General features: G+C 73.4%; 15 protein-coding genes. 9 read left to right on the top strand and 6 right to left on the bottom strand.

Going from position 1 to position 18,476, the window contains the following annotated elements:
- Positions 1–102 precede the first annotated feature (102 nt).
- The 5 genes from IG69_RS0117915 to typA are packed head-to-tail and all read right to left on the bottom strand — an operon-like array spanning position 103 to position 6,939.
- Entirely contained in the window at positions 103–1,845 is a 1,743-nt protein-coding gene (locus IG69_RS0117915) for a VanW family protein (protein WP_030529538.1), read from the bottom strand.
- Positions 1,842–2,333 carry a flavin reductase family protein gene (locus tag IG69_RS0117910; RefSeq protein ID WP_030529537.1) on the bottom strand — a complete coding sequence of 164 codons (492 nt, stop codon included), beginning with the start codon at positions 2,331–2,333 and terminating at the stop codon, positions 1,842–1,844. The genes IG69_RS0117915 and IG69_RS0117910 overlap by 4 nt, the downstream gene beginning before the upstream one ends.
- On the bottom strand, positions 2,330–3,187 hold the full coding sequence (locus tag IG69_RS0117905; RefSeq protein ID WP_245616191.1) for a PIG-L family deacetylase: 858 nt from the start codon (positions 3,185–3,187) through the stop codon (positions 2,330–2,332). The genes IG69_RS0117910 and IG69_RS0117905 overlap by 4 nt, the downstream gene beginning before the upstream one ends.
- A complete protein-coding gene (locus tag IG69_RS0117900) occupies positions 3,184–5,034 on the bottom strand; it encodes an ABC transporter substrate-binding protein (protein ID WP_084696918.1) in 1,851 nt (616 codons plus the stop codon). Before IG69_RS0117900 ends, IG69_RS0117905 begins: the two co-directional genes overlap by 4 nt.
- A gap of 9 nt (positions 5,035–5,043) precedes the next feature.
- Positions 5,044–6,939: a translational GTPase TypA gene (typA, locus tag IG69_RS0117895; protein ID WP_030529534.1), complete on the bottom strand. Its 1,896-nt coding sequence runs from the start codon at positions 6,937–6,939 to the stop codon at positions 5,044–5,046.
- A 255-nt stretch (positions 6,940–7,194) separates the two neighbouring features.
- Between typA and IG69_RS0117890 the strand changes: the two genes are divergently transcribed.
- From IG69_RS0117890 to IG69_RS0117850, 9 genes are all read left to right on the top strand, one after another.
- Positions 7,195–8,871, top strand: a complete 1,677-nt coding sequence (locus IG69_RS0117890; protein WP_030529533.1) for an ABC transporter substrate-binding protein — start codon at positions 7,195–7,197, stop codon at positions 8,869–8,871.
- Positions 8,872–8,982: 111 nt separating this feature from the next.
- A complete protein-coding gene (locus IG69_RS0117885; RefSeq protein ID WP_030529532.1) occupies positions 8,983–9,990 on the top strand; it encodes an ABC transporter permease in 1,008 nt (335 codons plus the stop codon).
- Complete coding sequence (locus tag IG69_RS0117880) at positions 9,987–10,970, top strand: ABC transporter permease (RefSeq protein WP_030529531.1); 984 nt, start codon at positions 9,987–9,989, stop codon at positions 10,968–10,970. Before IG69_RS0117885 ends, IG69_RS0117880 begins: the two co-directional genes overlap by 4 nt.
- Before the next feature lie 7 nt (positions 10,971–10,977).
- Entirely contained in the window at positions 10,978–11,994 is a 1,017-nt protein-coding gene (locus tag IG69_RS0117875) for an ABC transporter ATP-binding protein (protein WP_030529530.1), read from the top strand.
- Entirely contained in the window at positions 11,991–13,205 is a 1,215-nt protein-coding gene (locus IG69_RS0117870; protein ID WP_051750718.1) for an ABC transporter ATP-binding protein, read from the top strand. The genes IG69_RS0117875 and IG69_RS0117870 overlap by 4 nt, the downstream gene beginning before the upstream one ends.
- Before the next feature lie 65 nt (positions 13,206–13,270).
- Complete coding sequence (locus IG69_RS0117865) at positions 13,271–13,579, top strand: 4a-hydroxytetrahydrobiopterin dehydratase (protein ID WP_030529528.1); 309 nt, start codon at positions 13,271–13,273, stop codon at positions 13,577–13,579.
- Between the two features lies 1 nt (position 13,580).
- Complete coding sequence (locus tag IG69_RS0117860) at positions 13,581–14,330, top strand: VIT1/CCC1 transporter family protein (RefSeq protein WP_030529527.1); 750 nt, start codon at positions 13,581–13,583, stop codon at positions 14,328–14,330.
- Between the two features lie 3 nt (positions 14,331–14,333).
- Positions 14,334–15,029 (top strand): type 1 glutamine amidotransferase, encoded by a 696-nt coding sequence (locus IG69_RS0117855; protein ID WP_030529526.1) that lies wholly within the window; start codon positions 14,334–14,336, stop codon positions 15,027–15,029.
- A gap of 257 nt (positions 15,030–15,286) precedes the next feature.
- Positions 15,287–16,258, top strand: a complete 972-nt coding sequence (locus tag IG69_RS0117850; protein WP_030529525.1) for a hypothetical protein — start codon at positions 15,287–15,289, stop codon at positions 16,256–16,258.
- Between the two features lie 83 nt (positions 16,259–16,341).
- On the opposite strand, the gene malQ is transcribed toward IG69_RS0117850, so the two are convergent.
- Positions 16,342–18,471: a 4-alpha-glucanotransferase gene (gene malQ / locus IG69_RS0117845; RefSeq protein ID WP_030529524.1), complete on the bottom strand. Its 2,130-nt coding sequence runs from the start codon at positions 18,469–18,471 to the stop codon at positions 16,342–16,344.
- Between the last annotated feature and the right edge of the window lie 5 nt (positions 18,472–18,476).

The following is an 18,476-nucleotide window of genomic DNA, read 5'->3' as shown; positions in this document are numbered from 1 at the left end:
CCAGCTCCTTCGTCGTCCCCGGCCGGAAACGCTACAAGGCTGGCGCAGAGCCGCTCTCACCCACGACGAGGAGCTGTCCGAAGGGACGACACCGGCATCGGCTCAGCGGCCGGAGGCGGTACAGGTCACGTCGTCCTCGGGCACGTAGGAGGTCGTGAACGAGGCCTTCCGGACGACCTTGCCGCCCTGCTTGAAGATGCGGCCGATGTCGACCTTGAAGCCGGGGACGGGCCCCTGCGGCTTGCAGGTCGGGCTGTCGTCCCGGACGACCTTCGGCTGGACGATGTCGTAGCGGGCACTCTTGGTCGCCTCGACGTCGTACTTCTTCGTGCCCCAGTACGTGACGGTGACCGAGGTGTCCGTCGCGACGACGTCGATGAGGATGCCGCCGTCGAGCGTGTTCGTGAACTTGTTGTGCAGGTCCGGCCACGAGATCGTCGCCTCCCGGCCCTCGGGGTAGCGCGAGATGTAGAACGAGTGGGCCTGCCACGCGTCGAGCTGCACGCCGGCGAAGAACGAGGCGTTGAAGATCGTCGTCGAGACCTGCGAGATGCCGCCGCCGTAGCTGTCGGAGAGGCGGTTGTTGAGGATGATCCCCGCCTTGACGTAGCCCTTGTCGGGGGTCCGCTCGCCGAGGACGCCGTTCATGCTGAACTGCTCGCCCGGGGGCACGTAGGTGCCGTCGAGGTAGCGGGCGGCGTTCTTGATGTTGGTGACGCGCGCCGCGCCCGGCTCGTAGTAGGTGGTGAAGCTGGAGACCTTCTCCCGGGGCAGCGTCTTCTTCGCGACCTCGGTCGTGAACTCCGGCTGCACCTCCTTGGTCGTCACCGTGGCGGTCTTCGACGGGGTGGAGAAGGCCGTCCAGACCGCGGCGCTGATCGAGGCGTCGTCGAGCGCGCTGCCCGGGGCCGACGGGGCGACCTTCGGCTTGCGCCAGTCGTTGCCGGCGAACGTGACGACGGCGTCCTTCGGGGCGACCTCGAGCTTGGCCTTCTTCGCGGCCGCGTGGACGATCGCGCGCAGCTTCTCGTCGTCGGCGCGCGGCGTGATCGTGCCGTCGTCGGCCGGCGTGAGCACGGCCGCCGGGGCGAGCTGCTTCGCGGACAGCTCGAAGGAGGACCCGCCGACCTGCACGGTGACCGGCGCGGACACGGCCACCTCCGCGAACTCGTCGCGGACCCGCTGCAGCTCCTGCGCGGACACCTTCGGGGCCCGAACGTCGCCGACGACGGCGACGGTGTCGCGGCCGGGCCAGGCGCGACGCACCGCGGCAGCCGTCCGCGCGACGTCGGTCTCGACCCCGGCGACCGGCTCCTCGTAGGCCACCTTGCCGCCGGCGACGGAGACGCTGCCCTCCTTCGCCGACGCGTCGAGCTCGTCCCGCACGCCCTCCAGCGCCTCGCCGAACGCGGCCTCGTCGACGGTGACGGCGGCCGGCTGCTCCCCGCCGCCGGCGACCTGGCGCCAGACGTCGGCGGGGGCGAGGCTGAAGCCGACGAGCGGGTCGACGCTGGCCGGGACGTCGACGGCGAGCCCGGCGTCGGCCGGGTCGACGGACGCCTCGCCGGCCGGGGACGTGAGCGTCAGCGGGCGGCCCGAGCCGTCACCGAGCGCGCGCGCGAGCGTCGCGCGGGCCTGCGCCGCGCTCTGGCCGCCGACCTCGACGCCGGCGACGGTGGTGCCACGCGCGACCCGGTCCGCGGCCCAGGCCGCGGTCGCGCCGTAGACGACGGCGAGCAGCACGAGCGCCCCGCCGACGACGTAGGGCCAGCGCCGGCGGCCGGGCGCAGGGTCCTCCCACGCCGGCTCCTCCCAGGTGTCCGGCCCGAGCAGGTCGTCGGTCATGCGAGGCTCCCGTAGCGGCCGCGGTAGTGGACGAGGGCGGGCCCGACGGTGTCGGGGATGTCGACGCCGAGCACCTCGCCGACGACGATGACGTGGTCCCCCGCGGGGTGGACGGCCGTGGTCCGGCACTCGAGCGTCGTCAGGGCGCCGTCGACGAGCGGCACGCCGGTCTGCGGGCCGCGGTGGTGCGGCGCGCGGTCGAGCTGGCCGTGCAGGGGGCGGCCGCGGGTGGCGAACCAGTCCGACAGCGGCCGCTGGTCGACGCCGAGCACGCTGACACCCCAGACGCCGGCGTCGACGACGGCGTCGTGGAAGCGGCTCTCGGTCTCGACGCAGACGAGGACGAGCAGCGGGTCGAGCGAGACCGAGGTGACGGTGTCGGCGGTCATCGCGTGGTCGTGACCGCCCTGGCGCGTCGTGATGATGCTGACGCCCTGGGCCATCCGGCCCATCGCCTGCCGGAAGACGGCCTCGTCGGGGGTGCTCACGACGCCTCCCCCACCGGGCGGCCCGTCGCGAGGTCGAGGCGCGCGTAGCCCTCGCGGCCGGCGAGCCGGAAGACGTGGCGGTTGGACAGGGCGTACCACCCCGGGCCGACGACGACCTGGGTCTCGTGGGCGCGCAGGGCCTGCTCCTGGGCGGGCACGACGGAGGCGTCGACCACGGCCCGGGTGACGACCTCGTCCGGGACGACGTCGCCCGCGTACTCGCTCGTCGCGTCCGGTACGACCCATCCCTCGCCCGCGGGGACGTGGGCGGCGAGCCAGGCGTGGTCCTCGCTCGCCCAGGTCAGCGGGGTGAGGCGGCCGAGCAGCGGCAGGTCGGCCCCCGTGGTGCGCAGGGCCTGCCGGGTCGCCGCATGGGTGCGCACGTGGTCGGGGTGGCCGTAGCCACCCCCCGCGTCGTAGGTGACGACGACGTCCGGGGCGAGGCGCTCGACGACGGCGGCGACCGCGGCGGCCGCGACCTCGGGCGCCACCCCGGCCCAGGCGCGCGGGTCGGCCGCGGCGGCCGAGCCGGCCATCCCCGAGTCGCGGAAGGCGCCGTCGGCGTCCTCGAGCAGGTGGTGGGTGACGCCGAGGACGGCCATCGCCCGCTGCAGCTCGTCGCGGCGGTGCGCGGCGAGCGCGGGGCCGTCGCCCTCGAGGTGCGCGAGCGCCGGCGGGATGACCTCGCCCTCCTCGCCGAGCGTGCACGTGAGGACGTGGACCTCGTCGCCCCGGGCCGCGTGGTGGGCCAGCGCGACCCCGGTCGTCAGCGTCTCGTCGTCCGGGTGGGCGTGGACGAAGAGCATCCGGGACGGCCTGCCCCCGAGGTCGAGGCCGTCGAGCAGGCCCCTCACGGCACGACCGCGATGTCGGCGAGCTCGACGACGCCGCCGAGCACGGTGTTGGCCGAGAGGTTGCGCACGTCGCTGCCCGCGATGTACAGCGCGCGACGCTCCGCGAGCCCGATGTAGGCGCCCTGCTGGAGCAGCCGGCGGTCGACGTCGGCCCAGCCCCGCTCGCGGGCCGTCCGGTCGGCGACGGTCGAGGTCTTGGCCATCTGCTCGTCGAGGCGCTCGTCGCTGAAGTAGCCGTAGTCGCGGCCGGGGCCCGCGTCGGTGATGTTGATCGTGCTGTCGAACAGCGGCGGGAGCACCGTCGAGCCCGAGGGCCACGCGGGTGCCCAGTTGGACCAGAACACGTCGTAGTCCTCGGCGGCGGACTTCTGGACGATCGTCGAGAAGTAGTCCTCGGTGATCGGCTCGACGGTCGGCGCGAAGCCGGCCTGCCGCCAGCCCGCGACGAGGGCCGCGACGGCCTTGTCGGCCGTGGGGTCGGAGCGGTAGGCGAGGGTGAACTCCACCGGGCCCTCGACCTTCGCCTCGGCGAGCAGGGCCTTGGCCCGGGCGGCGTCACCGCGCACCCCGGCCCCCACCGGGTCGTCGTCGTGCGCCGACGGCAGGGCGCTCGGCAGGAGCGACAGCGACGGCTGCGCCGCGGTGGCGCCGCCGATGGCGGTGACGTACGCGTCGCGGTTGGTCGCGGCGGCGAGCGCCAGCCGGACCTTCTCGTCCGCGAAGACGGGGCTCTTGACGTTCGGCACGAGGTAGTCGACCACGCCGGTCAGCGGGTTGACCGACCGGTCACCGAGGCTCTGCACGGCGGTGACCTGCTGCTGGATGGCGGGCGGCACGGACGCGAGGGCCACGGCGGCCCGGCCGGCGGCGTTGTCGGCGCTCACCTGCTGCGCGATCGCCTCCGCGTCCAGGCCCTCCTGGTAGCGGATCTGGTCCGGGTAGGCCTTGCGCACGGGGTCGCTCGCGGCGTCCCAGTGCGGGTTGCGCACGAAGAGGCCGCCGCGGCCGGGCTCCCACGCGCCCCGCAGCATGTACGGGCCGCTGCTGAACACGTCGTAGGTGCCGTCGGCCCGACGGTCGGCGGACTTCTTGACCGGGCCGAACGCGGGCTGCGAGAGCATCTCGGCGAAGTCACCGACCGGGGTGCTCAGGGTGAACGTGATCTGGCGGTCGTCGCACGTCACGGCCTTGTCGAAGACGGCCTGCGCGGCCTTCGCCTTCTCGCCGGAGCCGTACGGACCGGTGTAGGTGCTCGACCCGTCGGCCTCGCGCGGGATGGCGAGCACGGCCAGCGCGTCGGTCGGGCCGCCCGTCACCTCGTCGGTGGCGAAGGTCCGCGAGATGCCGTAGGCGACGTCCGCGCAGGTCAGCTCGCTGCCGTCCTGCCACCGCAGGCCCTCGCGCAGGGTGAAGGACCAGGTCTTGAGGTCCTCGCTCGCGGTGCCGGTGTCGGTCGCGAGGTCGCCGACGAGCCGCGACTGCTGCTGCGGGTCGGTGCTCGGGGCGTAGGCGGTGAGGGTCCGCGCGAACACCCGCCCGGCGAAGGCCATGTCGGCCCGCGACGCGATCCGCTGCGGGTCCCACGAGGGCACCGGACCCAGGGCGAGCGCGCTGAGCGTGCCCCCGCGGGTGTCGACGCGGTCCCCGACCGCCGAGCTCGGCAGCGTGTCGGAGCCGGTGCCGCCGCCGCGCTGACGCGCCACGACCACCCCCGCCCCGACGAGCACCGCGACGACGATGAGGGCCAGCCCCACGACGAGGCGCGTCGGACGGCGCCGGCTCGCCCGCCGCCGCGCGCTGCGCGAGACGGCGGCCTGCTCGGGACTGCGGTCGCTCCTGCTCGTCATGCCCTGCGGTCAGCTCCTCCTGGCGCGGGCCGCGGCGCGGGCGCGCAGAGTCTGGTCGAGCTCCACCTTCCGGATGCGGATCGCCTCGGGGGTCACCTCGACGCACTCGTCCTCGCGGCAGAACTCGAGGGACTGCTCGAGCGAGAGGGCGCGGGGCGGCGCGAGCCGCTCGAGGACGTCGGCACCGGCGGAGCGCACGTTGGTGAGCTTCTTCTCCTTGGTGATGTTGACGTCCATGTCGTCGGCGCGCGAGTTCTCGCCGACGATCATGCCCTCGTACACCTCGGTGGTCGGCGGGATGAAGAGCGTCCCGCGCTCCTGGAGGTTCATCATCGCGTAGGCGGTCGCGGGCCCCGAGCGGTCCGAGACGAGCGAGCCGCTGATGCGGGTCGTGATCTCGCCGAGCCAGGGCTCGTAGCCCTCGAAGACGTGGTTGGCGATGCCGGTGCCGCGGGTGTCGGTGAGGAACTGCGTCCGGAAGCCGATGAGGCCGCGCGAGGGGACGAGGTACTCCATCCGGACCCAGCCGGTGCCGTGGTTGGTCATCTGCTCCATGCGGCCCTTGCGGGCGGCGAGCAGCTGGGTGATGGAGCCGAGGTACTCCTCGGGGGTGTCGATGGTCAGCCGCTCGACCGGCTCCTGCACCTTGCCGTCGACCTCGCGGGTGACGACGACCGGCTTGCCGACGGTCAGCTCGTAGCCCTCGCGGCGCATCTGCTCGACGAGGATGGCCAGGGCGAGCTCACCACGGCCCTGGACCTCCCAGGCGTCGGGGCGCTCGGTCGGCAGGACGCGCATCGAGACGTTGCCGATGAGCTCGCGGTCGAGGCGGTCCTTGACCAGGCGCGCGGTGACCTTGGCGCCCTTGACGCGGCCGGCCATCGGGCTGGTGTTGATGCCGATCGTCATCGAGATGGCCGGCTCGTCGACCGTGATGAGCGGCAGCGGCCGCGGGTCGTCGAGGTCGGCGAGGGTCTCGCCGATGGTGATCTCGGGGATGCCGGCGACGGCGATGATGTCGCCCGGGCCGGCGGACTCCGCGGAGCGGCGCTCGAGCGCCTCGGTCATGAGCAGCTCGGTGATCTTCACCGGGACGGTCGAGCCGTCGCGGCGGCACCAGGCGACCTGCTGGCCCTTGCGGATCGTGCCGTTGTGCACGCGCAGGAGCGCGAGGCGGCCGAGGAAGTTGGACGCGTCCAGGTTGGTGACGTGCGCCTGGAGCGGGGCCTCGTCGTCGTAGGAGGGCGCAGGGATCGTCTCGATGATCGTCCGGAACAGCGCCTCGAGGTCCTCGTCCTCCGGCAGGCCGCCGTCGGCCGGGCGGGTCAGCGAGGCGCGGCCGGCCTTGGCCGAGGCGTAGACGACCGGGAAGTCGAGCTGGTCCTGGTGGTGCTCGGCGTCGACGAGGAGGTCCATGAACAGCTCGTAGACCTCGTCGACGACCTCGGCGATGCGGGCGTCGGGGCGGTCGACCTTGTTGATGCACAGGACGACGGGCATCTGCGCGGCGAGCGCCTTGCGCAGGACGAACCGGGTCTGGGGCAGCGGGCCCTCGGAGGCGTCGACGAGCAGGACGACGCCGTCGACCATCGACAGGCCGCGCTCGACCTCGCCACCGAAGTCGGCGTGGCCCGGGGTGTCGATGATGTTGATGGTCATGCCGTCGGTGATCCCGGCGTCGACCGCGGCCGGGCCGGCGTACCGGACGGCGGTGTTCTTCGCGAGGATGGTGATGCCCTTCTCGCGCTCGAGGTCACCGCTGTCCATGGCGCGCTCGTCGACGTGCTGGTGCTCGCCGAAGGCTCCGGACTGCCACAGCATCTTGTCGACGAGCGTGGTCTTTCCGTGGTCGACGTGCGCGACGATGGCGACGTTACGGAGGTCGTCGCGGCGGGAGGCAGACATGCCCACCAGTCTCTCAGGTCTTGCGCCAGCGACCGAATCGGCGTAGTGGCGCGGCCGCGGAGACGCGCCGAAAGGTCTGCGCCGCGGATTCGGTCTCACTTGGGTAACCACTCGCGTCGGGCCGTTCCCCCCGCGCAATTTGCTGGCTAGGGTCCGTGCAACCGCGAGGGGCCGGGCGACCGGTGCCCGCGCGGGACCTCGTCCGCCCGACCCGGGCGGTCCGAGCGATCGCACACCCAAGCGAGGTTCACACTGATGACACGCAAGCGCACGGCGCCCCTCGTGCTCCTGACGGCCGCCGCCCTGAGCATGACGGCGTGCGCCCAGTCCGAGCGGGACTCCGACGGAGGGACGGGCGCATCCGGTGCCACGAACGTGAAGGACACCTTCACGTTCGGCGCGGCGGGGGCCCCCGACGTCTTCGACCCGCTCTACGCGACCGACGGCGAGACCTTCCGCATCACCCGCCAGATCCACTCGGGCCTGCTCGGCATCAAGCCCGGCACCGCCGACATCCAGCCCGAGCTGGCCGAGAGCTGGACCCCGTCCGAGGACGGCCTGTCCTGGACCTTCAAGCTGCGCCAGGGCGTGAAGTTCTCCGACGGCGAGCCGTTCAACGGCCAGGCGGTCTGCGACAACATGCAGCGCATGTTCGAGCAGAAGGGCGCCGGCCAGACGGCGGCCGAGTACTGGGGCTACTTCTTCGGCTCGTTCAGCGACGACCCGTCGGGCTCGCTCTACAAGTCGTGCGAGGCGCCGGACGAGAACACCGCGGTCATCGACGTCACCCGCACCACCTCGAGCTTCCCGACGATCCTGTCGCTCGACTCCTTCTCGATGCAGTCGCCGAAGGCGCTCAAGGACGGGGACGCCAACAACGTCCAGGCGCAGGGCGAGGGCTTCACCTACCCCGCCTACTCGAAGGCCCCGGTCGGCATCGGCCCGTACAAGCTCTCGAAGTACGACGAGGCGAACAAGACCGTCACCCTCGTCGCCAACGAGAACTACTACGGCGAGCAGCCGAAGACCAAGACCCTCGTCTTCAAGATCATCCCCGACGAGAGCACCCGCCGCCAGGAGCTGCAGGCCGGCTCGATCGACGGCTACGACCTGCCCAACCCGGTCGACTGGAAGGGTCTGGAGGACGCCGGCAACAAGGTCGAGGTCCGCCCCGCCTTCAACATCCTCTACCTGGGCCTGAACCCGGAGCGGAACCCGAAGCTCAAGGACCTCAAGGTGCGCCAGGCCATCGCCTACGCCCTCAACCGGGACCAGATGGTCAAGACCCAGCTGCCCGAGGGCGCCAAGGTGGCCTCGCAGTTCATGCCCGACACCGTCTCCGGCTACAACACCCAGCTCCAGCCGTACGCGTACGACCCGGAGAAGGCCAAGTCGCTCCTCGCCGAGGCCGGCGCCGAGGGCCTGACCCTCAAGTTCGCCTTCCCGACCGAGGTCTCGCGGCCGTACATGCCGGACCCCCAGAAGATCCACGCCGCGTTCACCAAGGACCTCGAGGCCGTCGGCATCAAGGTCGAGCAGGTGAGCAAGCCGTGGAACGGTGGCTACCTCGACGACGTGTCGGCCAACGGCGCGTACGACATGTGGCTGCTCGGCTGGACCGGCGACTACAACGCCGCGGACAACTTCCTCGGCACCTTCTTCAGCAACCTCAAGAGCAACGACTTCCACACGAGCGTGATGCCGTGGGGCAAGACGCTCTCCGAGGACCTCAAGAAGGCCGACGCCATCGTCGACGAGGGTGAGCGCGACGCCGCCTACCAGGACATCAACAAGCGCATCGCCGAGGAGTACCTGCCGGGCATCCCGGTCAGCCACTCCCCGCCGGCGCTCGTCACGAGCGACAAGGTCCAGGGCCTCGTGGCCAGCCCGCTGACGGCGGAGACGTTCGACACCGTCACCGTAGGCAAGTGACCGCGCGGGGTCCCCACCCCGCGAGCACGTCCGTATAGGGTCGGTGGCCGCCCCGAACACAGCCGTTCGGGGCGGCCACCGTCGTCCACCGGGAACACCAGGAGCCTCACGTTGGCGCGTTTCATCATCAGACGACTCCTCCAGATGGTGGGGGTGGTCTTCGTGCTCTCGCTGCTCCTGTTCTTCTGGCTGCGCTCCCTGCCCGGAGGCACGGTCTCCGCGATCCTCGGCGAGCGGGCCACGCCCGAGACCCGGGCCGCGCTGACCAAGGCGCTCGGCCTCGACGAGCCGATCTGGGTCCAGTACTGGAAGTTCCTCACCCGCGCCCTCCGGGGCGAGTTCGGCGTCTCGACCGGCGTCCTGCCCGGGACCGACGCCATGACGATCTTCCTCGACCGGCTGCCGGCCACCATCGAGCTGAGCTTCCTGGCCCTGCTCATCGCCGTCGTCCTCGCGATCCCGCTCGGCTACGTCTCCGCCCGGCGCGCCAACTCGCCGCTCGACAGCGGGCTGGTCGTCGTCTCGCTCGTCGGTGTCGCCGTCCCGGTCTTCTTCCTCGCCTTCCTCCTCAAGTACCAGCTCTCGGTCGAGCACAACTGGTTCCCGGTCTCGGGTCGCCAGGACAACATCGGCTGCACCCGCGTGACGAACTTCTTCGTCCTGGACGGCCTGCTGACCCGGGAGTTCGACTGCTCGGCGAGCGCCCTCAAGCACCTGGTCCTGCCGTCGGTGGCCCTCGCGACGATCCCCTTCGCGGTCATCTACCGCATCACCCGCGCCTCGGTCCTCGACGTGCTCGGTGAGGACTACGTGCGCACCGCCGAGTCCAAGGGCCTCAACGCCCGCGTCATCCGGGGCCGGCACGTCCTGCGCAACGCCCTGCTGCCCGTCGTCACGACGATCGGCCTCCAGACCGGCGGCCTGCTCGCCGGAGCGGTGCTCACCGAGCAGGTCTTCAACTTCGGCGGCATCGGGAACGCGCTGGCGGTGGCCTTCCAGCGGCGCGACTACCCGGTCCTCGAGGTCCTCATCCTCGCGGCCGCCGCGATCTACGTCATCATCAACCTGCTCGTCGACATCGCGTACGCCGTCATCGACCCGAGGGTGAGGACCCGATGAGCCCCACCAACCCCATGAACCGCCGCAAGGACCGCATCGACGACCTCGCCGCGACCTCGGGCGGCACGGCCACCCTCGTCCGCGAGGCCGGGACGGTCGACGAGAAGCCCGGCGTCTCGCTCATCGCCAGCGCGTGGAAGCGCCTGCGCCGCAACCCGGTCTTCCTCATCGGCGCGGGCATCACGCTCCTCTTCGTCGTTCTCGCCCTCGTGTCGCGCGTCATCGCCCCGCACGACCCCGCGGTCGGCTACCTCATCGACCAGGTGCGCCCGCAGTCCAACCCCGTGCCGGGCCCCCAGCCCGGGTTCCCGCTCGGCGCCGACGACGCCGGCCGCGACCTGCTCTCCCGCCTCATCGTCGGCAGCCAGCAGACGCTCATCGTCGGGGTCTTCGCGACGCTGTTCGGACTCGCCGGCGGGATGGTCCTCGGCATCCTCGCCGGCGCGTTCGGCGGGTGGGTCGACGCGCTCGTCATGCGCATCGTCGACGTCCTGCTCTCGATCCCCTCGCTGCTGCTCGCCTTCTCCATCGCCGCGCTGGCCGCTCGCCCGAGCCAGCTGACCGTCATCATCGCCGTGGCGGCCGTCCAGGTGCCGATCTTCGCGCGCCTGCTGCGCGGGTCGATGCTCGCCCAGCGGCACAGCGACCACGTGCTCGCCGCCCGTGCCCTCGGTGTCACCGAGCGGGCCGTCGTCTTCCGGCACATGCTGCCCAACGCGCTCGGCCCGGTCATCGTCCAGTCGACGCTCGTGCTCGCGACGTCGATCATCGACGCCGCCGCCCTGAGCTTCCTCGGGCTCGGCAACCCCAACGACCGCCAGCCCGAGTGGGGCCAGATGCTCGGCAAGGCCCAGACCTACATCTACGACTACCCGCACCTCGCCGTGTACCCGGCGCTGTGCATCATCGTCGTCGCCCTCGGCTTCACCCTCATGGGCGAGTCGCTGCGCGAGGCCCTCGACCCCAAGAGCAGGAGGTGACCCGCCGATGACCGCCACGGCGACCACCCCGTCCACGAACCGTCACGGCGACGAGCCGCTGCTGTCCGTCCGCGACCTGAGGGTCACGTTCACGCGGCAGGGCGAGGAGCCCTTCACCGCCGTCGACGGAGTCTCGTTCGACGTCCGGCCCGGCCAGACCGTCGGCCTCGTCGGCGAGTCCGGCTGCGGCAAGTCCGTCACCTCGCTCGCGATCATGGGGCTGCTCCCCCGGCGCGGCAACCGGGTCGAGGGCACCGCGACCTTCGACGGCACCGACCTGCTGCGCCTCGGCTCCTCCGAGATGCGTGACCGGCGCGGTCGCGACATCGCGATGATCTTCCAGGACCCGCTCTCGTCGCTGAACCCGGTGGTGCCCGTGGGCCTGCAGGTCACCGAGGTCCTCGAGCGCCACCGCAAGATGTCGCGCAAGGCGGCGACGCCCCTGGCCCGCGACCTCCTCAAGCGCGTCGGCATCCCCGACCCCGACCGCCGGCTCAAGGACTACCCGCACCAGATGTCGGGCGGGATGCGCCAGCGCGCGCTCATCGCGATGGCCCTGGCCTGCGCGCCGCGGCTGCTCATCGCCGACGAGCCGACGACCGCGCTCGACGTGACGATCCAGGCGCAGATCCTCAGCCTGCTCAAGGAGCTGGTCCAGGAGACCGGGACGGCCCTGGTCATGATCACGCACGACCTCGGGGTCGTCGCGGGGCTCTGCGACGAGGTCAACGTCCTCTACGGCGGCCGGATCGTCGAGCGCGGCGGCCGGCACGAGCTCTTCGGGCAGCCGCGCCACCCCTACACGAACGGCCTGCTCGCGTCGATCCCCCGGCTCGACGCCGAGCGCGCCCCGCTGACGCCCATCCCCGGCTCGGTGTCGGACAACCTGCCGTGGACGAGCGCCTGCGCCTTCGCCCCCCGCTGCTCGCAGCCGGTCGACGTCTGCACCCAGCGGACGCCGCAGCTCGAGGAGTCCGGCAGCCGCGCGCTGCGCTGCTTCAACCCCGTCGGAGGACCCCGATGACCGCCACCGCCGAGCCCACGCCCGCCGAGACGCCCGTCGACGAGCGCGAGCTGCTCGTCGACGCCCGCGGGGTCAAGGTGCACTTCCCCATCAAGCGCGGCGTCATCCTCGACAAGGTGATCGGCCACGTCTACGCGGTCGACGGGGTCGACCTGCAGATCCGCAAGGGCGAGACCTACGGCCTCGTCGGCGAGTCCGGCTGCGGCAAGTCGACCCTCGGCAAGGCGATCCTCAACCTCGAGCCGCCGACCGAGGGCAGCGTCCTCGTCGACGGCACCGACGTCGCCTCGCTCAAGGGCGCCGCGCTGCGCCGGCGGCGCAAGGACTTCCAGATGGTCTTCCAGGACCCGATGAGCAGCCTCGACCCCCGGCAGTCGGTCGAGTCGCTCCTCGTCGAGGGGATGAAGGCGCACGGCCTCGCGACGGACGCCAAGGCCACGGCGAAGCGGCTGCGCGAGCTGCTCGCGGCCGTCGGCCTGCCCGCGGCGGCCCTCAAGAAGTACCCGCACGAGTTCTCGGGCGGCCAGCGCCAGCGCATCGGCATCGCCCGCGCCCTCGCGGTCGAGCCGAAGCTCATCGTCGCCGACGAGCCGGTCTCGGCGCTCGACGTGTCGGTGCAGGCGCAGGTCATCAACCTGCTCGAGGAGCTGCAGGACGAGTTCGACCTCACCTACCTCGTCGTCGCGCACGACCTCGCGGTCGTCCGGCACATCAGCGACCGGATCGGCGTCATGTACCTCGGCGGGCTCGTCGAGGAGGCGTCGGCCGACGACCTCTACGCGCAGCCGCTGCACCCGTACACGCGGGCGCTGCTCTCGGCCGTGCCGCTGCCCGACCCGGCCGCCGAGGACGCGCGCGAGCAGATCCTCCTCGTCGGCGACCTCCCCTCCCCGTCGCGCCCGCCGTCGGGCTGCCGCTTCCACACCCGCTGCCCGTGGCGGCAGGAGACGCGCTGCGACGACGAGCGCCCGCAGCTGCGGGTCGTCGAGGTCGACGGCGTGCCCGCCTCGCACCGGGTCGCGTGCCACTTCGCCGAGGAGATCGCCCGCGGCGAGATCCAGCGGCACGAGGTGACCGCCACCGCGACCGTGCAGGACTGGCGCGGCGAGGACGAGGGCGACGCCATCGGCCCGGCGTCGGTCGCGGAGGCCGAGGCCGACGCGCGCCGCACGTCGTCCGCGAGCTCGCAGGTGACGCCTCCCGGGCCCTGAGACGCCGGGCACGGTGAGGCTCACCTGAGGTGCCGTCGGCGCCCCGGGTGGCCGATGATGGCGGGATGAGCCGACTCCTCACCGACGACGAGGTCACCCGCCAGCTCGCGGACCTGCCCGGCTGGGCGCGCGAGGGCGACGCCCTCGTGGCCTCGATCGAAGCGCCCGACTTCCTGGCCGCGATCCGGCTGGTGGCCGCCGCGGCCGACGAGGCCGAGCAGATGAACCACCACCCCGACATCGACATCCGCTGGCGCACGACCCGGTGGCTGCTGACGACCCACGACGCCGGCGGGCTCACCCAGCTCGACATCGAGCTGGCCCACCGCATCTCCACCGCTGCGCGCGCCGAGGGGGCGATCTTCCGTGACTGACGTGACCCCCGACCACCAGGCGCCGGACCGCGTCGACGCCGCCGCGCTCGAGGGCCACGACGAGGCCCACGACCGCTCGTTCTCGAGCCGGCTCAACTGGCTGCGCGCCGGGGTGCTCGGCGCGAACGACGGCATCGTCTCGACCGCCGGCCTCGTCATCGGCGTGGCCGCCGCGACGGCCGAGCGCGGGCCGGTGCTGACAGCGGGCCTCGCCGGGCTCGCGGCCGGCGCGATGAGCATGGCGGTCGGCGAGTACGTCTCGGTGAGCACCCAGCGCGACAGCGAGAAGGCCCTCATCGCCAAGGAGATCCGCGAGCTGCGCGAGGAGCCGGAGGCCGAGCTCGCCGAGCTCGCGGCGATCTACGAGGGCAAGGGCCTCTCCCCCGCGCTCGCCGAGCAGGTCGCCGTCGAGCTCACCGCCCACGACGCCCTCGGCGCGCACGCCGAGGCCGAGCTCGGCATCGACCCCGAGGACCTCACCAACCCGTGGCACGCCGCGTGGGCGTCGATGATCGCCTTCACCGTGGGGGCGCTGCTGCCGCTGATCGCCATCCTCCTGCCGCCGACGGAGTGGCGCGTGCCGGTGACGGTGCTCGCCGTCGTCCTCGCGCTCGCCGGGACGGGCCTGGTCAGCGCCCGCCTCGGGGACGCCGACGCGCAGCGGGCGACCGTCCGCGTCGTCGTCGGCGGCCTGCTCGCGATGGCCCTGACCTACGCGATCGGCTCGCTCGTCGGCACCCAGGTCGGCTAGGCCGTGCCGCGGCTCCTCGTCGTCCAGCACGAGCCGGACGCCCCTCCGGCGTGGCTCGGCGAGTGGTGGGCCGCGCTCGGCGTCGGGCTCGACGTCGTCCGCGGGGACCTCGGGGAGCCGGTGCCCGCGCGCCTCGCCGACGGAGGCCACGACGGGCTCGTCGTCCTCGGCGGGGCGATGGGCGCGAACGACGACGCCGAGCACCCGTGGCTCACCCCGACCAAGGCCCTGCTGCGCGACACCGCCCGGGCCGGCGAGCCGGTGCTCGGCGTGTGCCTCGGCCACCAGCTCGCCGCCGTGGCGCTCGGCGGCCGCGCGGGGCCAAACCCGTCCGGGCGGACCATCGGGGTCGCACCGGTCGCGCTGACCCGCGAGGGCGCGGCCGACCCCCTGCTCGGGGGGTCGGCAGGGGCGCCGGCGGTGCACTACAACGACGACGTCGTGCTCGACCTGCCGCCGGGCGCCACGCTCCTCGCCACGATGCCGGACGGTCGGCCGCAGGCGCTGCGGCTCGGGCTGCGGGCGTGGTCGGTGCAGTTCCACCCCGAGACCTCCCCGGAGGTCTTCGCGGACTGGGTGCGCGCCGAGCCCGACTCCGCCTCCGGGGCCGTGGCCCTCGCCGACGTCACCGCCGCCCGCGAGGCGCTGCGCACGGCGTGGCAGCCGCTCACCGGCCGCTTCCTCGCCCAGCTCACCTGACCCCGAGCCACCACCACCCCCGCCGTCGGTTCCTGCGGCGATGGTGGCGTCGGTGGCTGCCTCCGTGGCGTCGCACAGGGGGTGATCGCCCCCGTTCCGACGCCACGAACGGCGCCCCGAGGCCCACCACGGCTGCGCGCGCCCCTCGACGGATGTCGACGCCCGGGTCGTCCACAGGCGTCGACGCCGGACCCGGCCGTCCACAGGTTCGCCCCGGCGTCTCGTGCGTCCACCTGCCGGCGGTCGACGATGACTCCGTGCCAGAGCTCCCACCCCAGGTCCTCGACCTCCTCGCCCGTCAGGACGGCGTCGTCAGCCGCTCCCAGCTGCTCGCGCACGGGGTGAGCGTCGAGGCCTGGCGGTGGAACGCCGGTCGCGGCTGGCGGGTGGTCCTGCCGAGGGTGGTGCTGACGAGCAGAGCGGAGCCGACCGTGCGGCAGCGTCACGTGGCCGCCCTGCTGTGGGCGGGCCCCACGTCCGTCCTGGCCGGCCCGACAGCGGCGCGCCTGCACGGCATCACCTCGGCGGAGGACGACGGCACCGTCCACCTGCTCGTCCCGCGGCCGGGGTCGGACCGGACCGCGGGGTTCGCCGCCGTCCGACGCACCGTGCTGCACGACCCCGACGTCGTCGTCCGCGGACCGCTGCGGATGTCCTCCCGCGCCCGGTCCGCGGTCGACGCGGCCGCCGTCGCCGCGAGCCCCGACACCGCCGTGGCCCTCGTCGTCGAGGCCGTCCAGAAGGGCATCGCCCGTCTCGACGACGTCGCGGAGTGGGCCTACCGCACCAGGGCGGCGTCCGGCGGACAGGTGGACGCCGCCGTCACGGCCGCGGCCAGCGGCGCGTGGTCGCGTCCCGAGCACTCGCTCGCCGTGCTCGTCCGCACCTCCGATGTCCTCCCCGAACCGTGGCTCAACCCCGGCCTCGTCAGCGCCACCGGGTCGCGGCTCGTCAGCCCCGATGCCTGGTTCGACGACGTCGCGATGGCGGTGATGGTGCACTCGCGCCGGTTCCACGGCCAGGGCGATGAGTGGGACGCCACCGTCGAGTCGGACGCGACGTCCACCGCGGCCGGCATCGTCGTCGTCGGCGTGACGCCTCGGAGCATCGACCGGACGCCCGAGGCGGTGCTGGGGCGCCTCGAGGCCGCCTACGCCGTCGCTGCGGCGCGCCCTCGCCCGGCGGTGCGGGCCACCCGCCGCGACCCGTGGATGGGGTGGGTGGCGTGACCGATGGTGCAGGAACGGGGGCGATCACCCCCCTCGCGACGCCACCATCCGAGCCCCGAGCCGCGCCATCGCGGACTCCGGGGTCAAGGGGTGCGCAGGGCGGTGAAGAGGGCCTCGGCGAGGGGTGCCTCGCGGATGTCGTCGAGGTCGACCGGGGTGCCGTCCGGGCCGGCGAGCGGCAGCCGCCAGTTGGGGTACTCGTCGTTGGTCCCCGGCTGGTTGATGGCCCGACGGTCGCCGACGAGGTCGGGCAGCGCGACGGCGAGCATCCGGCTCGGGGTGCGGGCCAGCCAGCGGTGCAGCGCCACGACGGTCTCGTCGACGTCCGCGTCGGCCGCGAGCAGCCCGCGCTCCGCGAGCGCCGCGCGCACCCGCCCGATGGCTGCCTGCTCGACCTCGCGCTCCTCCTCGACCGGCCGGGTCAGCAGCCCGAGCCGCTCGCGCACCGCGACGTGCTCGAGGGTCAGGTACCCCGCGGTCGGCGGCAGGTCGTGCACCGTGACCGTCGAGAGGCACAGGTCGCGGTAGGACTCCGGCGGGCGCACGGTGTCGTCGTCCCACTCGAACCACAGGATGGACGTGCCGAGCAGCCCGCGCTCGAGGAGGACGTCGCGGACGTTGGGCGCGACGACCCCGAGGTCCTCGCCGATGACGACGGCGCCCGCGCGCTGCGCCTCGAGGACGAGGATGCCGAGCAGCGCCTCGTGGTCGTAGTAGACGTAGGTGCCGTCGACGGGCGAGCCGCCGGCCGGGATCCACCAGAGGCGGAACAGCCCGAGGATGTGGTCGACCCGGATGCCGCCGGAGTCGCGCAGCACGGTCCGCACCATGTCGCGGAACGGCGCGTACCCGAGCTCCGCGAGCCGGTCGGGGCGCCACGGCGGCTGGCTCCAGTTCTGGCCGAGCTGGTTGAACGGGTCCGGCGGCGCGCCGACGGTGACGCCGCGGGCCAGCGCGTCCCCGAGGCCCCACGCGTCGGCACCCACCGGGTGCACCCCGACGGCGAGGTCGTGGACGACGCCGAGCGTCATCCCGGCCGCCGTCGCCTCGCGCTGCGCCCCGGCGAGCTGCTCCTCGAGGAGCCACTGCATCCACCGGTGGAAGTCGACGTCGTCGGCGTGGGCGGCGGCGAACGCGCGCACGCCCGGCCCGTCGGGGTCCTGGAGGTCGGCCGACCACTGCGTGAACGGCAGCCCGTGGACGTCGGCGAGGGCGCACCACGTGGCGAAGTGCAGCAGCCCCTCCCCCTCGCGGGCGCAGAACTCCTCGAAGGCGTCCGCCCGCGCACCGGAGCGCCCGGCGTCGAAGACGAGCCGCAGCGCCTCGCGCTTGACCGTCCACGCGGCGTCGCGGTCGATGCGGTCGCCGTCGTTGAGCGCCCGCCCCCGCGCGGCGAGCCCGAGGAAGGACCGGTGCGCGGTCGCGTCGAGCGAGGCGACCTCGGGGACGTCCTCGACGTGGAGGTAGAGCGGGTTGACGAACCGGCGGGTCGTCGGCAGGTAGGGCGAGGCCTCCATCGGCGTCACCGGCTCGGCCGCGTGCAGCGGGTTGACGAGGACGAAGTCGGCGTCGTGCGCGGCGGCGGCCCACGTCGCGAGGCCGGCGAGGTCGCGCAGGTCGCCGACGCCCCATGTCGTCGCCGAGCGCACCTGGTAGAGCTGGGCCATCAGCCCGACGACCCGGCGCGACGCGACCGGCTCCGGCAGCTCGAGCCGTTCCGGCGTCACGACGAGGGTCGCGGTGGCCGACGCGGCCTCGAGCGGCTCGGCATCCCCGACGGCCACGAGCCGGTGCCACCCGAGCGGGAGATCGGCCGGCAGCTCGAAGGTCGCCTCCCCCAGCGGCACCCCGTCGACGACGCGGTCCGGCACCCAGCGGTCGACCTGCGCCGCCTCGACCCGTCCCCCGTCCTCGAGCTCGACGACGAGCCCGACCCCCGACCCGGCGGGCACGTGCACCTGCACCTGCGTGGTGCGCCCGGCGCGGGTGACGACGGTCGGGGGCAGCGTGCGCCGCCACGGCCGGTCGGCGTGGTCGGCGAGCGCGACCTCGACCCCGGCGTCGTCCGAGGCCTCGACCCCGAGCGCCGCGAGCACCGCGACGATCGACGACGTGGGCACGACGACGTGCTGCCCCCGCCAGTCCCAGTACTCGGTGGCGACGCCGTGCGCCTGGGCGAGCTCGACGAGCCGGGGCGACGGGGTGGGCTGCATGCCCC

This window comes from Phycicoccus jejuensis, from assembly GCF_000720925.1.
Lineage (GTDB): Bacteria > Actinomycetota > Actinomycetes > Actinomycetales > Dermatophilaceae > Phycicoccus > Phycicoccus jejuensis.
Note: the sequence above shows the minus strand (reverse complement) of the source record. Positions and strands in the feature narration are given on the sequence as shown.